At 48.6% G+C, this 14,186-nt stretch carries 13 protein-coding genes and 3 pseudogenes; 4 read left to right on the plus strand and 12 right to left on the minus strand.

Going from position 1 to position 14,186, the window contains the following annotated elements; translation table 11 throughout:
* Positions 1-926: 926 nt before the first annotated feature.
* The 7 genes and pseudogenes from DQX05_RS12965 to DQX05_RS12990 all read right to left on the minus strand — a co-directional run bounded on the left by DQX05_RS12965 (position 927) and on the right by DQX05_RS12990 (position 5,500).
* Entirely contained in the window at positions 927-1,658 is a 732-nt protein-coding gene (locus DQX05_RS12965) for a hypothetical protein (RefSeq protein ID WP_119794041.1), read from the minus strand.
* Between the two features lie 206 nt (positions 1,659-1,864).
* Positions 1,865-2,065 carry an aspartyl-phosphate phosphatase Spo0E family protein gene (locus DQX05_RS12970; protein ID WP_119794042.1) on the minus strand — a complete coding sequence of 67 codons (201 nt, stop codon included), beginning with the start codon at positions 2,063-2,065 and terminating at the stop codon, positions 1,865-1,867.
* A 319-nt stretch (positions 2,066-2,384) separates the two neighbouring features.
* A complete protein-coding gene (locus DQX05_RS12975) occupies positions 2,385-3,140 on the minus strand; it encodes a hypothetical protein (RefSeq protein WP_259391961.1) in 756 nt (251 codons plus the stop codon).
* Positions 3,141-3,186: 46 nt separating this feature from the next.
* Positions 3,187-3,516: a helix-turn-helix domain-containing protein gene (locus tag DQX05_RS32010; protein WP_259391962.1), complete on the minus strand. Its 330-nt coding sequence runs from the start codon at positions 3,514-3,516 to the stop codon at positions 3,187-3,189.
* Between the two features lie 416 nt (positions 3,517-3,932).
* Positions 3,933-4,319 (minus strand): annotated as a pseudogene (locus DQX05_RS12980) (nuclear transport factor 2 family protein); the annotation flags it as partial.
* A gap of 34 nt (positions 4,320-4,353) precedes the next feature.
* Positions 4,354-4,898 (minus strand): annotated as a pseudogene (locus tag DQX05_RS12985) (nitroreductase family protein).
* A complete protein-coding gene (locus DQX05_RS12990; RefSeq protein WP_119794043.1) occupies positions 4,895-5,500 on the minus strand; it encodes a DsbA family oxidoreductase in 606 nt (201 codons plus the stop codon). The pseudogene DQX05_RS12985 and the gene DQX05_RS12990 overlap by 4 nt, the downstream one beginning before the upstream one ends.
* Before the next feature lie 283 nt (positions 5,501-5,783).
* Here DQX05_RS12990 and DQX05_RS12995 point away from each other — a divergent pair, with 283 nt between their 5' ends.
* Positions 5,784-6,290 carry a DoxX family protein gene (locus DQX05_RS12995; RefSeq protein WP_119794044.1) on the plus strand — a complete coding sequence of 169 codons (507 nt, stop codon included), beginning with the start codon at positions 5,784-5,786 and terminating at the stop codon, positions 6,288-6,290.
* Positions 6,291-6,701: 411 nt separating this feature from the next.
* Here DQX05_RS12995 and DQX05_RS13000 read toward each other — a convergent pair whose 3' ends face one another.
* Positions 6,702-7,310 carry a YqaA family protein gene (locus DQX05_RS13000; protein WP_119794045.1) on the minus strand — a complete coding sequence of 203 codons (609 nt, stop codon included), beginning with the start codon at positions 7,308-7,310 and terminating at the stop codon, positions 6,702-6,704.
* Positions 7,311-7,800: 490 nt separating this feature from the next.
* Between DQX05_RS13000 and DQX05_RS13005 the strand changes: the two genes are divergently transcribed.
* Positions 7,801-8,484 carry a response regulator transcription factor gene (locus DQX05_RS13005; RefSeq protein ID WP_220483176.1) on the plus strand — a complete coding sequence of 228 codons (684 nt, stop codon included), beginning with the start codon at positions 7,801-7,803 and terminating at the stop codon, positions 8,482-8,484.
* Positions 8,481-9,794, plus strand: coding sequence for a sensor histidine kinase (locus DQX05_RS13010; RefSeq protein ID WP_119794047.1), 1,314 nt, complete (start codon positions 8,481-8,483; stop codon positions 9,792-9,794). Before DQX05_RS13005 ends, DQX05_RS13010 begins: the two co-directional genes overlap by 4 nt.
* Positions 9,795-10,039: 245 nt before the next feature.
* Here DQX05_RS13010 and DQX05_RS13015 read toward each other — a convergent pair whose 3' ends face one another.
* The 4 genes and pseudogenes from DQX05_RS13015 to DQX05_RS13025 all read right to left on the minus strand — a co-directional run bounded on the left by DQX05_RS13015 (position 10,040) and on the right by DQX05_RS13025 (position 12,201).
* Positions 10,040-10,420, minus strand: coding sequence for a hypothetical protein (locus DQX05_RS13015; RefSeq protein ID WP_147385182.1), 381 nt, complete (start codon positions 10,418-10,420; stop codon positions 10,040-10,042).
* A gap of 139 nt (positions 10,421-10,559) precedes the next feature.
* Positions 10,560-10,712: a hypothetical protein gene (locus DQX05_RS30710; protein WP_182914729.1), complete on the minus strand. Its 153-nt coding sequence runs from the start codon at positions 10,710-10,712 to the stop codon at positions 10,560-10,562.
* On the minus strand, positions 10,678-11,916 hold the full coding sequence (locus DQX05_RS13020; RefSeq protein ID WP_119794049.1) for an MFS transporter: 1,239 nt from the start codon (positions 11,914-11,916) through the stop codon (positions 10,678-10,680). Before DQX05_RS13020 ends, DQX05_RS30710 begins: the two co-directional genes overlap by 35 nt.
* Before the next feature lie 2 nt (positions 11,917-11,918).
* Positions 11,919-12,201 (minus strand): annotated as a pseudogene (locus DQX05_RS13025) (DUF6530 family protein).
* Between the two features lie 336 nt (positions 12,202-12,537).
* On the opposite strand from DQX05_RS13025, the gene DQX05_RS13030 reads away from it, so the two are divergent.
* Complete coding sequence (locus tag DQX05_RS13030; RefSeq protein WP_259391963.1) at positions 12,538-14,106, plus strand: M2 family metallopeptidase; 1,569 nt, start codon at positions 12,538-12,540, stop codon at positions 14,104-14,106.
* The last annotated feature ends 80 nt before the right edge of the window (positions 14,107-14,186 follow it).

Consider the following 14,186-nt stretch of genomic DNA (forward strand, 5'->3'; position numbering starts at 1 on the left):
GCTCCACTTATTGCAGTGATAATTGTACTGTATGGAACTTTCAACAAAGTAGATAAAGCTGTTGCTACTATTGAAAGAGTTGCTACGTCATTTTTTTCATTTCTCGCATCAATTTTAACCAGTTCTCCAATGTTCTTTCCATCAGGTGCAGTTGCATACGCTCGCGCCCTGCCCTAAGTTTCATAGTATCCATAGTTTCGTGTGTTGCATTAGTATACTTTGGGGGCAATGGAATATCTAATAGACGAGGAAAATGGAAAGACTGGTTGGCTTGTGGCCGCATTCTTGGGATGGGGTCTAGGTGTGATAAGTAGACTATTTGTAAAGGACGAGCCACAAAACGGGTGACTGGTCTCGGATAAGTACCCCTTGATAGGACACAAAAGAGTTACAAAGTAAAAAGGAACACCCCAAAAGTGTTCCTTTTTACTTTAATTACGAACGTTATTGCTTCACCAGCACAAGAAACATACGTGTTTTCCGACTAATACGATAGTGGAGTGTATAACATAAAGCGCAAAGACTTTCATGGCGCAGGACAGATTGTTAAGTCATTAAAATGATTGGAGGTATGTACGTTTAACGAACAAACAAGAATATTGTCAAAGGTGCTCTTGTTTGTTTTTTACATTTTTTTTACCATAGCCTTTATTAGGCGATTTTGACCCTGACTGACCTTGTGAATAACACACTCCCCTAAAAAGGAGGGCATTAAAGCCCTATGGTTCCACAGAATCCGTCATAAGTATAAATTGAACAAGGTTGAAGACAAATAAAATCAGTAGGAATATTACAATCGTCCAAATGATTTTTTTCATTCTTGATTTCTTTTTGTCGTTGTTTTCCATATGATATGAACACCTCCTGTAATCAGTATATAAAACAACGAGCGACTTTATGAATCATCGCTCGTTGTTTGATGTGTATTAGAATCTCATGAATTTATACAATTCCTTCGTCATTATTTTTCCGATGCCCTCAACAATAATATGGAGAGTCAAGTCTCCATAAATATTGGCGTGACCACCAGTCCTATCATCATTCACTATAGCATGAGACCTTTTATCATTATGTTCCCAAGAAGTTCCTGGATGGAAGCCATAATAACCACTATCGGTTTTAGGAGTACCAATAATTTTATCATCCTTGTTAGAGACTTCAGCAATTACAAACGCTTTCATCCAAGATATACCAAGGTCGTTCCACGTCTCCTCGAATATTTTAGTGCGCGTACCTGAATCCGCAAATGTTTGAACAGGGTTTGTCTGTTGGGATTCTACGACCGTAGCGTTTTGTTGCGGCAACGCAGTCAAGTCATTGAAGTAGTTCAAAAGTGCCGCGTACTCATCAACTGAGTTCACAATGATAGCCCCGTTGTTCGATGCGTGTAATTTGTTTGTTCCATGCGTTGGTGCGGCTGTGGAGTATCCAGTTGCTTTATTCACTTCCGCAAAACTACTAAATTTGCCTGCATGCTTTGACAAATACTCAGAAGGCACGATATCACGTACAGACACCTGCTGTTGTGATAAAGAGACCGATCCCTTAGCTGGAGTCGCTGCTGCTTCTGCCCCCGCAGAGAGGGCAAATAAGCTGGGCGTGAATGTTGCAAACGCCATACTTACACTTACTAATGATGCGATCAACCTTTTCTTCAAACAAATCTCCTCCTTTTGTTTAGGTAAAGATATCTCTTCAAAATTGAAAGCAGACTGTGCATCATGTTTTATGCGGAGGAAAAACATTGTATGTAATAGCACTATCTTTTTCTATTGATGGGATGAAGAGCATCTTTCCTAGTAACCTACCATTTATGGTGAAATATAACAAGATCAAAATTATAATCTTATTTTGTTGAAACCTCTTACAAAGCACTTTTTGGCTTCCTTTTATTCGAACTTCTTTTTATGTCTTTTTGAATCTCAAGTATATAAATATCTAGTTGTTGACTAACTCGGACTACTTCGTCATCTGTAAATTTCCCTTTTTCATGTACAATCTCGATTAACTCTTGTTTCAGTCCATTAACTTTATTTAGTGTATCGTCGTGTACAATTGTTATCACCTCACATCACAGTTCTTGATAATGGGGTTATTTATAATAAGTATAATAGGAGTCGTAGGAAATACCATTAAATTCAATTGAAGGAAACGGAGGGGGAATAGCCAAAAAAAAGAGTACCTAATAGGTACTCTTACCATGGATACGTCCCACCAACACCCAAAAATGCGCTCGGAGTTATACCATGTTAATGAAATATTCTGCTCGTAGGTTATTTACCAAGGATGAATTCCGTCCCCACTGAATGCTATTAAAGAAGTTACAGCTTCCCCGATAATGGCAGCGCTCAGAAGACCGATATATAATTTTGCCACGAAATGCTTCACTTTAATCCCTCGAGAAACTCAGTAACACCTCTGTCGAATTCTCCAACAATAATGAAATACTCCGCTCGATGGTAATAATATACAGCCAGTTGTGAAATCATGATGGGATTTTTGTCGCTGATCTGTTGTGGATTAATTGGGTAAGAAAGCAAGTTTCCTTCAATTTCATCTATTCCATGTTCCTTTAAATAAAGAATCATTAAGTGATTCAAAGATTGTAAGGCTATATTTTGATCACACGTTTTTAACAAAGATGTAAATTGGGCTAACGCTCTGCTAATCTTACCCTTCTTGGCATCAAGCATTGCGTTCATCAACAGGGTATTTTCTTTGATGTAAGGAACATCATACTGTGAATAGAGGTGAGTGTAATATTCGGACTTATCGTATTCCCCAATGCGAAAGTATGCCCCCCGCAATATACCGAGAGCATATATATAGTACTCATTGTCTGACTTTGCTTCCTCAATAATAGGAAGGAGAAGATCGATGCTCTGTGAGTACAAAAATAAATTATACGCATGAATACCCAGCTTGTAATAGAGCATGATACGGTCTTCCAAACTTAAAAATTGTGCATACATTACGATATGCTTGCCATTGTCGTATACCTTTCGCAACCGAGTAAAGTCATCCCGTTCGATTAAGTATACCTGAAACATCCCTCTTGCTAGAAAAGGCATGATTCCATGGTCGCGAGAATAGTCAACGATGACTTGATATAGGGCTAATTTAATCTCCTTACTTTCCACGTGGCCCGCGAAGTCATAAAGCCGTTCCACCAAGGCGTGACTATCGTCACTGGGGGTATTCTAAAAATTTTCTCCCTACTTTGGTCACCAGCTCGGCAGTGCCAGAATGCTGAATCACGTCCTGCAACACGAAGAGGAGGGTGTCTGCTCTGTTTTCCACAGTGATGTGCAGTTCGACCAAAGTCTCTAAAGGTATCTGCAATGTTTCTACAAGCGGACGGATGGTCTTATATTCCGGCCTTTTAACGTCCCCGTTTTCGATTTTTGATATTGTACCTTTATGTAAGCCTGTTAATTCAGCTAATTGCGATAAAGTCATGTCCCTTTTATGTCTGTAGCGTTGTATTAATTCCCCAATGGACAATACTTGTGCCACGCTATACACCTTCCCCCATTTCCAATAATTGACCGCCTATATTTTACCATTTCTATTTTAAAATGTAAACATTCCACTTTACGTAAATAACCTATCCGCCGTGCTCCTCCGAGACCCGTCCCCGAGACTTTTTCCCTCTCTCGCTTTGTAACACCCCGAGACCGGGAGACAATACGTTCTAACGCATCAAAGTTCACGAAAAATTTCCCGTAGGTGTCATGGCACTCCTGCGCTGATTAAGAGATTGCAAATAAACCCGCGACACTGGGGGGAGTACGAATTTAGAGGCTGAACAAATAAAAAAATTAAATAAAATCTCTCGTCAAAAGGCTTGTAAACAGTTTACATCGCAGTTTCTTGCGAATGCACAATATGCCGCTCAATAGATGAGCGGCATGCTGCACACAAGAGTTATTCCGTATCGCTTGAACGACGATGTGGCTGTCTACGTATTGCTTGAACCTCACGATCTTCCCGCTTTCCAGCTCCCATATATGGACGAAGTCAGCGCGGATGGATTTCCCCGTAGCTTTATAGACGCCGGTATAGATGCCTTCCGCAATGACGATTTCCTTGTCCTTCACCTCATGATACGTATGCACGGTGGCCGTAAAGCCATCCCATTCCGTACCGAGGCGTTCAAATACATGCTTCTTGATGCTGTCCACGCCATAGTAAGTACCCCCATAGGGATAACCTGCTGCCTCGGTCCACTCTGTACGGTCGCTCAGAGCGGCCAGCAAATGCTCGGGCCCGGCATAGGTACGGCGGATAGTATCGGCATTGTTCGGTTGATTAGACATATTCAATACTCCATGAATCGGTATGATTTGGCCCTTATTGATGGAACTTCACGACATCTTCGAACGGCAAGAAGCTGCGCTCGCCCGGCTGTTCGTCCGGCTCGCCGAATGGCATTTGCGCAATCAAGCTCCATTCTTGCGGAATCCCCCAAGTGTGCTTCACTTCTTCATCGATAATCCGATTGTAATGCTGCAGGGAGGCACCGATACCATCGGCTTCCAACGACATCCATACCGCATATTGCAGCATGGCACTGCCTTGATGGGACCAGAATGGGAATTGTTCCTTATAGCTAGGCGCATTTTCCTGCATGCGCTGAATCGTCGCTTGATCCTCGAAGAACAAGATCGTTCCTGCACCATCGCGGAAGCCCTGCAGTCTTTGCGCGGTCGCTTCAAAATTATCGGCCGGAACGCGGGAACGAAGCGTCTCCTTGACGATATCCCACAATTTCTCATGCTCGCCGTCCATCAGGACGACCATGCGCCCGCTTTGCATATTGAACGAGGACGGAGCATCAGCGATGTCTTCAAAATGTCAGCGATGCGATCCGAAGTGATCGCGGCATTTTTCGTCACTTTGCGATCGCTGCTTCCCGCTCAATGGCCTGAGCCAATCGCTCTTTGCTCGCGAGCCCTTGAATGACTTGGTCGCCGATGATGAAGGTCGGCACGGCCGTAATTCGGGCTTCCTCATACGCATGCTGGATCGCTTCCTGGTGGGCTTCACGGTATTGGCGGGAGACGAGAGCCTCGCGGAATGAGTCGGTGTCCAGCTCCACTTCCCCTGCCAGCTTCGTCAGCACATCGATATCTTCAATGTTTTGCTCCTCCCGGAAAAAGGCCGCGAACACGCGATTCATATAGACGTTGCCTTTCCTGTGCTCTGTCGCAAATTGATATCCTTCAAATGCCAAGTAAGTATACGGATGCGGAGACACGCGAGGTAAACGCATTTCAAGCCCAAGCTTCTCTGCTGTCGGCAAAATAAAGGCATCCCATGAGCTCAGCTTATCCGGCTCGTTCCAAGGATCGATCTTGGGATAAGGCGCCGGGCGCAGCTCAAATGGCATCCACTCTACCTCGACATCCTTTTCTTTCATGATTTCATCCAACGGGCCTTTTCCCAGATAACAAAATGGACATATAAAATCGGAATAAGCCTTGATTTTCACCGTCATTATCGTTCCCTCACCTTCTGAACATTCCGCGTTGTAACTTCTATAGTTACAACTTACTAAAAAGGAGAAGCCGTCATTCACGGCTTGGTGTAACAATTATAGTTACAACATGATGAAAAGTCAACCTCTGTGAATCATGTTCAGCAACGATGAATGAATAATACATTTGGACGTATTTTTTTGCAAAAATAGCCTTCTTGAATCTTGAAATTTTGACACTTGCGCTTTAAAGTGTTTATGTAGCCTTATTATGGCATATTCCCAAAAATTGAAGGAGGAATTATTGATGATCGACTTTTTAAGGAGGAACGTGTGGGCATCCGTGCTGCTTTTGGTAATCCGCATATATGTGGGCTACACCTGGATATCGGCCAGCATTCACAAACTATTCGCCGGAGGCTTTGATGCGAGCGGATTTTTGAAGAGCGCCGTGGCCAAAGCCGGCGGGGAAAGCCCCGTCGTCCAAGGCTGGTGGGCGTCGTTCCTGGAGCATGTTGCGCTTCCCCATGCCAATATGTTCAGCCTCATGGTGCAATGGGGAGAGCTACTCGTTGGCATCGGACTCATCCTGGGGGTTCTGACCCGAACCTCAGCATTCTTCGGTATCGTGATGAATACGTCGTTTTTGCTAAGCGGTTCCATCAGCATCAACCCGGTGATGATGCTCCTTACCATGTTCATCCTGGTTGCCTATACGAACGCCGGCCGCTTCGGTCTTGATCGCTACTTGCTCAGCAAGCTGAAGCCGGCTCGAAGCCAATCACCTCATAGCGCCGCACCATCGGCATAACCCGGCCACGAATGTCCGTAACAGGCAATCGCTCCACCTCAGACCTTTTTTTTCGGCGCATAAATTAAAGCGTATATACTCCTGTCAAAGATAGGCCCATCATACCATACGTGTTTCACATTTATCCAGTCTTATCCGAACGCTCCCCGTGAAGGAACACTTTGAGTCACCAAAGTGAGCTTCTTCACGGGTATTTTTATGAATGCATGAGGCTTGATTCCAACGTAATTGTATGTAAATTTTATCGGCCCGCAATGAGATTGAGCAAGCGCCGCCCGAGACATTTCAACGGCCCTGAGCATGGCGGCCGTTCTGATCGCGCGCCGCCGCTTCCGGACGGCCTAAGCCCTCCCCTCGCCGCCACAACAAAAAGCCGGCTGCCCGATAGACGTCGGTGCCGGCTATGTTTCATCAAATATTATTGCTCGATTGCTCGATATTTTGCGCTGCAGCCGCTTCCTTTCTTTTGAGATACCTTTTGCGAAGCAGCAGAAATACGACAATGATCGGGACGGCGATAACGCAAATGTAAAGGGAGACCTGGTGAACCATCCCTTCAGCCGAACGGCCATAGAGGTAGAACAAGATACCGATGGCATAGAACTTGACCGCTCTTCCCAGCGCAGCATAAGCGATAAGGCGCCATAAAGGGAACTTCAGGCAGCCGGATAAAATGGTGAACACTTTAAAAGGAATCGGCGTGAACGAACCGATGAGGATAGCCGCCTCCCCCCGCTTCTTGAACATCTCGGTGGCGGAATCGACCCATTCCTTTTTGAGAAATTTGTACATAATGGAATGGCCGAGCCCCTTGCCGATCAAATAGCCTAAAGGCGTGCCGAGCAGACAGGCGATATAGCCGATCGTCGCCAACCACAGCGCGTTAGACGGATCGAGCAAGCTGAGCGACACCTGCAGGAAAAACGCCGGTATCGGAAAAATAACCGCATCGGCGAACGCGTGGATGAACAATCCCCAGGCCCCATAATCCATAAAGAAATCAATGATTTGCTGAAACATACTTTGCTCCTATCCGGAAACCCACTTATTTATGCTTGCATCCTTCCCCGCCCTTTCCTTCCTCTCTATAAGCTCTATTCAGAATGAAAAGGGAACAACTTCAACCTAACGCGGATCCGGGGCGATCGAATCAATAGACGAATCCGAAAGACGGCTCCCCTTCACGATGACTATGACTTTTCCCACCGATCCGATCGTTAGACTACCAGCATGCCAGCTCTATTTAAAAATAACATTAACGCAAGCAGAAGAGAACCGTTTTTACGAGAAATGGTCAGGTGCCGCAGGGCAGTCGCTATCCCCTTCCCGTTGAGGTACAATACAACAATAACAACTTTTTCTGAAGCCCGAATAAAAGAAATGTGAAAAATTATGAAGGCTCGGCCGCCCCCCCGCTTCACAATTCTTCATTATCGCTTTATTGTTTTTATAGTTTTTTCGCTTACAGTAGAAGGGGAAAGGATAGCTGCAAAGTGAGGAATAGCAAATGATGAAGCCATGCGTATTAATTGCCGATGATGATAAGGAGATCGTCGATTTGATTGCCGACAGTCTGGAGGACGAAGGCTTTGCTGCCGTCAAGGCGTATTGCGGGCAGGACGTGTTGGAGCTGACGAAGGATCGCTCCTACGCCCTGCTGCTGCTCGATATTATGATGCCGAACGGGAGCGGGATCGAGATCTGCCGCACCATTCGGGACCGCGTGACGGCCCCGATCGTATTCATCACGGCCAAGAGCCGCGATCTGGATAAGGTCGTCGGGTTCGAGATCGGCGCGGATGACTATATTACGAAGCCGTTCAGCATCGATGAACTGGTCGCCCGGGTGAAGGCCCATATCCGAAGGGACCATCGCAGCCAGGCGCGCCGGCAGGAGCGGATTTACGGAAATCTTATCATTGACAAGGATACCTACGAGGTGCTCAAGGACGGCGTAAAGATCGATCTGTCGACCAAGGAATTTCAAATCCTGTCTTACCTTGCGGACCATCACAATAAAGTGCTGTCCCGGGAGCAAATCTATGACGCCGTATGGGGACAGAGCGAATTGGGCGATATGAATACCGTCACCGTTCATATCAAAAATATCCGCAACAAAATCGATCCGGAGAACCGGCTCATCGTGACGGTCTGGGGTGTAGGCTATAAATTTACGGGAGGACTGGCTCCTTGAAATTCAGCATCAAAACCAAAATCGTTCTTGCCTTTTTCATTGTCGCCCTGCTTAACGGCGCTTTCGTCTTCGGCTATTATCAATTCTACTTGGCGGATAAGTTCATGGAGAGCACACAGACCATCGGCAAGGAAAATGCCCAATATCGGCAACAGCTGATAGAGGATATCGTGGCGCTCTACCCCGATGAGGGGGCCATCTCCGCCTTAATCCGGACGGAAGCCGGGACTCAAGATATCCAGATGACGGTGACCGATCTCGATGGCCGTGAAGTAGCGGCAACGGCGGAACACAGGGAAGGCAGCGCCCTCTTGCAAACCAAGGAAGTCGTGCGGATTCAAGGCGAAGCCGTCTATCTGATCGACTTCCAATACCCGGACTGGTACGAGCAAGTGAAGCCGATGAAGAGCCTGCTCCTGCTGGTCATTTCCGTACTTGTACTCTCGGTAATCGGGCTCATCTTTTATTTGCAGAGCCATATCGTGAAGCCGCTCACGTTGCTTCATACCTATATGAAGACATTCCATTTCCAGAATATGAAGCTTCCCAAGCTGGAGCGGCGCCAAGACGAGATCGGAGAGCTGATGAAGGATTTCGCGGAAATGGGACAACGCTTGGAAACGTCGCATAACGAGCAGGTCGACATGATCGCAGCCGTATCCCATGATATTAAGACGCCGCTCACCTCCATTATCGGTTACGTGGAGCGGCTGTCCGGAAGCAAGACGCTGACCGAGGCCAAAAAAGAGGACTATTACCGGATTATTCACCGGAAAGCAAAAGATATCGAAAAGCTGGTCGAGGATTTCTCCGCCTTCAGCGACATGGAGCATGATACGCTCAAAATCGTGACGGAGCGCATCCATGTACGGAGCTTTATCCAGAGCATCTGCACGGAGTATGAGGAAGAGCTGCAAGCGCATCAAGCCCGGCTGGAATGGACCTGTCAGGTGCCTGAGGATGTCCATGTGGAATTGGATATGAAGAAAATAAGACGGGTGTTTGCGAACATCGTGCATAACGCGCTGGTTTATGTCAGTCCACCGGTCCATCTCCGGTTGAGCTGCGAGATTCAAGACGGCAGCCTGTGCATCTCTTTCGAGGACAATGGCGAAGGAGTGCCGGACGAGGAGCTGGAACGGATATTCGATAAGCTGTACCGGGTCGATCCAGCCCGATCCCGCGCTGGCGGCGGCAGCGGGCTGGGCTTGGCGACATGCAAGAGCATGATCGAAGCTCACGGCGGCAGAATTCACGCGTACCGCAATCCGCTGGGAGGCTTAGGAATCTATTTCACCCTTCCGCTGTAGCGCCCCTCCGCATGCCCGGACAAAGCAACTGCTCTCTGGATTCTTCCAGGGAGCAGTTTGTTGTTCTCGGCAACATCGAACATCATATCGGATGGACCGTATTTTGTCACGCCGTGCATTTAACCATCCTGGAGCGCTGCGCGGACGTAGTCCCGGAATTGAATCCAAGCAGATTGGCGCGATTCCGGGCATGACGCTACTTCCAGCGAACCTGCGGCTGCGGTTTTGCAAGGCTCAACCAGCACCTAGAAGGTACGATGTTTCGCCGGACGGCTGAGTTGGGCCGCCTGCTTGAGGCGCTGCGGTGAGCCGGCTGAGCCGCCCCCAACCTCTGTAAAAACAGGAACGACTTTTGCTGGACACGCCCAAGTCTCCATGATTTTAATACTTTGATGTGGAAGGTAGGTTCGCATTGTTCGTTCCGTTTGTCTGGTGCATTCGGCCTCACTATGCTTCCACGGTTCGACTTGCCGAAAGCTGCAAAAATGCAGTTTTCCCTTATAACGTTGATTCCTTAGGAGGAATTCCTGCAAAACAGCATCAATTTCAGCCATGCCAATGGGTCGAAAGCAAAAATTGGCGAAAATGATGTACTTTTGCAGGAACCTCATCAAATAGCGGCTCAAATAACGAAAAAACCTGCGTTTACGCAGGATTTCGACAGTTCTCGGGGATATTCAGCGCTCAGCAGTCTTGGCCGGATCCGGTACAGTTCTTCGCACTCGCCGCAAACAACGAAATCAGGACGCATGGCGCCGAGGAGGACTAGGAAGACGCTGCAAGACGCGTCAAGACGGGGCCAGCGCTGCAGGCAAAGACGCCGAACAGCGACAGCAGCTGCTTCACCTGACCGACACGGTGATCCCGATAAGCTGGACAGGATTCATATACCGCGATTACTGCTCGTATTGCCGCCATGGTTCTGAACCTCTCCCCGCGTTTCATCCTTTCTCAATACGATAGGAAGCAGCAACATCGCACCGGCCATAATCAAGCCACCGCTGATCACATATACCGCGAGCAGGGAAAACGTATCCTTCAGATAGCCGGATATGAACAAGCCAATCACCATCATCCCCATAAAAACTGGCGTGATAGCCCCGGATACCCGGCCAATAAATGCCCCTTCCGTGTTCCGTACAATGAGCGTCTGGATTCCGCCGTGAATACAAGGGTAAAACAAACCGCTGATCATCAAAAGAACAATGGTCAGCCAAATCATCGTAGACGCGCCTATTGCAATTGTACAGACGGCAGCGACAAGCAAGCCTAGCATGAGCAGCAACTGCGGCTTCACCTTTTTGGCTATCCCCATTACGGCCACTCCGCCTGCCAACATGGCTGCCCCATTCGTCATAACAAACCACTGCAGAGATTGTTTTTCTAGTCCTAATTGCTCGATGACAATAAAGATCTGAAGCGGCTGAGTCAGTCCTGACGCCAAGCCGACAGCCGAGAAAGTCACGCTGAGTGTACTTAAAATTGGATTGGACCCGATATAGCGCAGCCCGGCCATCAACTCCTGCATGAATCCGCCAGCATCGCCAGACCGCGGTTCCTCCGCATCACGGGGAAGCGACGCTAATACAAGCGAAGACCCGAGGAACAGAGCGGCCGTCAGGATCAGAGAGACTTCGATTCCTGACTGTATGAAAATAAACGTTCCGATGACAGGACCCAAAACCATAAAGACAGCGACAAGAGTTTGAGATATCGCCATCACACCCTGCAGTTGTTCAGCTGGCACATGCCTCTTGTACAGTTTCATGGCCGAAGGCTGAGAAAATTGGGACAGGCTGGCGGAAACAAAAGAACCGATGAGAAGCGCAGTCCATCCCCCGTCCATGAGGGCAAGCAGCACAGCCACAACGGACAAGGCAGACAACAGATCGCTCCATACCATGGTCCGCTTCGGCCGCGAGCGGTCGGCAAAGGTACCGCCAATAAAGGCGAATAGAAAAATCGGAGCAAACTCCGCAACCGATATCAGTGAGACATACACCGGATTATTATTCGTCAATTCGGTCACATAAAGAAGGACCGCATAATTCCGGATCCAAATTCCCAACTGCAACAGCGCCCGGGAAAAGAGAATCGTTCGAACATAACGATTGGAAAACATTTTTAATACCCCATATCCATTAATATTTTGATTACGTCCGGAGACGTCCGCCAATCATCTCATCATCGTCGCTCAAACCTTGGCCGAACAGCTTACTATCTTCATGAATTCGCTCATTGTCAGCGCATACCGCCACGGTCATCACACCCCCTTGCAGACCAACCCGGCCGATGACTGGCTCCCGCGGATCATATTCACCGTGCTTCGGGCGAGCCGTCCGTCAACCTGCTCATCGTTTTCTGACACGACAACAGGCTTGTGTTTGAAAGCTGTTGGTATTTTCATTTTCTCCCCCTCTCCTCATTCACAATATTACTAACCCACTTATTTACTAAATCACTAAATTACTAAATTACCGCTCCAGTTTAGCTTGCTTTTCACATTAGTCAATCCGTTTTTTGTCTAGGGGCCAAATCGGTTCTTGCGTAAGCTATAATCGGATTCCTTAGCTTGCGGAAAATATCGTTAGAAACTTCTTCTCTTTCACATAAAAGTCAGGATTCAGCGGGCAGCCCTCGTCCAAATATTGGCGTTCTGATCATGTTTCGATCCGGATGCTTTTCTCCCCCGGATGTGCGACAGGAAGGCACCCTGCTTATCGCTCGAATGGAGGTCTATTAGATGGAGTTAGAAGCTTTTTTAAGACGACAGAACGAAGCGGTGAAGGAGCGGCTTGCCAAGATTGACGAAATAGGCTGGAAAGTCACATCTACCGGCGAACAGGAATGGAATGACCGGCTGGAGCAAGCGCAGAACGAATGGAGCCGTTATTGCTCGGACACGGAGCAATTCCAGAAAGTCAAGACGTACAGAGCGCTTCCGAGCCTGTCCCCGCTTCAGCGCCGCCAGCTCGACGAGTTGCTCGCCATGTTCGGCAAGCAGCAGCTGGCTCCGGAGCTTGCCGCCCAATCGGCGGATATGACAAAAAAGCTCGTCGAGGTATTCAATAACTACCGTCCCATACTGGACGGCAAGCCGGTCTCGAACAACGATCTGCGTTCGATACTGGAGAATAGCGCGGATACGGAACTGCGCAAGCGGGCCTGGCTCGCCACCAAGCAGATTGCGGTCCGGGTTGAAGACCAGCTTCTTGCGCTCGTGGAGCAGCGCAATCGGGAAGCACGCTCCCTTGGGTACGATAATTACTATCAGATGAGCTACGCGCTGCAGGAGCTGGATGTGGAGGAATCGTTCGCGATCTTCAACGAGCTGCTGGAGTTAAGCGAGGAGCCCTATCAGGAAGTGAAGCGGGAGGTTGACGAAGACATCTGCCGCCGGTTCGGCATTCGCGGCGGCCCGCTTCGGCCATGGCATTATACGGATCCTTTTTTCCAGATCGCCCCGCCCCAAGGCCAATGGAGCATGAACGATGAACTGCAAGGACGGCGGTTAGAGGTTATCGTCCTGAACACTTTCACCGGTATGGGATTGGAGATCGCCGATATTATGGCCATAAGCGATCTGTATCCGCGGGACAAAAAATACCCGTTCGGCTATTGCACAAGCATGGGCCGGGAAGGCCAGCCCCGCATCATGATGAGCATCGATGCGAGTGAGTTCTGGCTGAGCGCGATGCTGCACGAGTTCGGACATGCGGCGTATGACAAATATATCGATCCGTCGCTGCCGTTCCTGCTGCGCAAGCCTGCCCATACGCTGACGACCGAAGGGATCGCGATGCTGTTCGGCAGAATGACGAAGCAGTCTGAATGGATGAAGCGGTACATTTTCGCGAATCGCCCGCATGCTGTGTTCATACAGGAGGAAGCTTCGGTTGAGCAGGCATTGCGCCGGGATATGCTGGTCAGCATGCGCTGGTATCTCGTGTTCACCATGTTCGAGCGCGAGCTGTACGAGCGCTCCGGCAGCGGGAAGGAGCTGAATGAGCGCTGGTGGCAGCTCGTCCGACGGATTCAGCATCTCCAGCCGCCCGAGCATACCCATTATCCGGACTGGGCGGCGAAGATGCACTTCTCGCTCGCCCCGGTCAGCTATCAGAATTACATATTGGGAGAGCTGACTGCGTCTCAATTGCAGCATTATATCGAGGCCAACATATCGCGGCCTATGTATACCCGGGAGACCGGGGCTTATTTGAAGGAGCGATTCTTCTCCTCCGGTGCGGCGCTGTCCTGGAACGAGAAGCTGCAGGAGGCCACGCAGAGCCGCTCCAGCCGCGTTACTTCGTAGAGCAGTTCGTCCGCCACTCCCGCGCGTAGCTCCCCAACAGTAACAGAGCCTTCATGACGGACATGAAGGCTCTTCTCCTT

This window comes from Paenibacillus thiaminolyticus, assembly GCF_003591545.1.
GTDB classification, from domain to species: domain Bacteria; phylum Bacillota; class Bacilli; order Paenibacillales; family Paenibacillaceae; genus Paenibacillus_B; species Paenibacillus_B thiaminolyticus_A.

Coding starts and splice junctions, on each gene's coding strand:
- DQX05_RS13000 (WP_119794045.1), bottom strand. CDS start 7,310: ATGTTTCAGCAAATCATTGATTTCTTTATGGATTATGGGGCCTGGGGA.
- DQX05_RS13020 (WP_119794049.1), bottom strand. CDS start 11,916: ATGTTTTCCAATCGTTATGTTCGAACGATTCTCTTTTCCCGGGCGCTG.
- DQX05_RS13005 (WP_220483176.1), top strand. CDS start 7,801: ATGAAGCCATGCGTATTAATTGCCGATGATGATAAGGAGATCGTCGAT.
- DQX05_RS12990 (WP_119794043.1), bottom strand. CDS start 5,500: ATGACGGTGAAAATCAAGGCTTATTCCGATTTTATATGTCCATTTTGT.
- DQX05_RS30710 (WP_182914729.1), bottom strand. CDS start 10,712: ATGGCGGCAATACGAGCAGTAATCGCGGTATATGAATCCTGTCCAGCT.
- DQX05_RS13030 (WP_259391963.1), top strand. CDS start 12,538: ATGGAGTTAGAAGCTTTTTTAAGACGACAGAACGAAGCGGTGAAGGAG.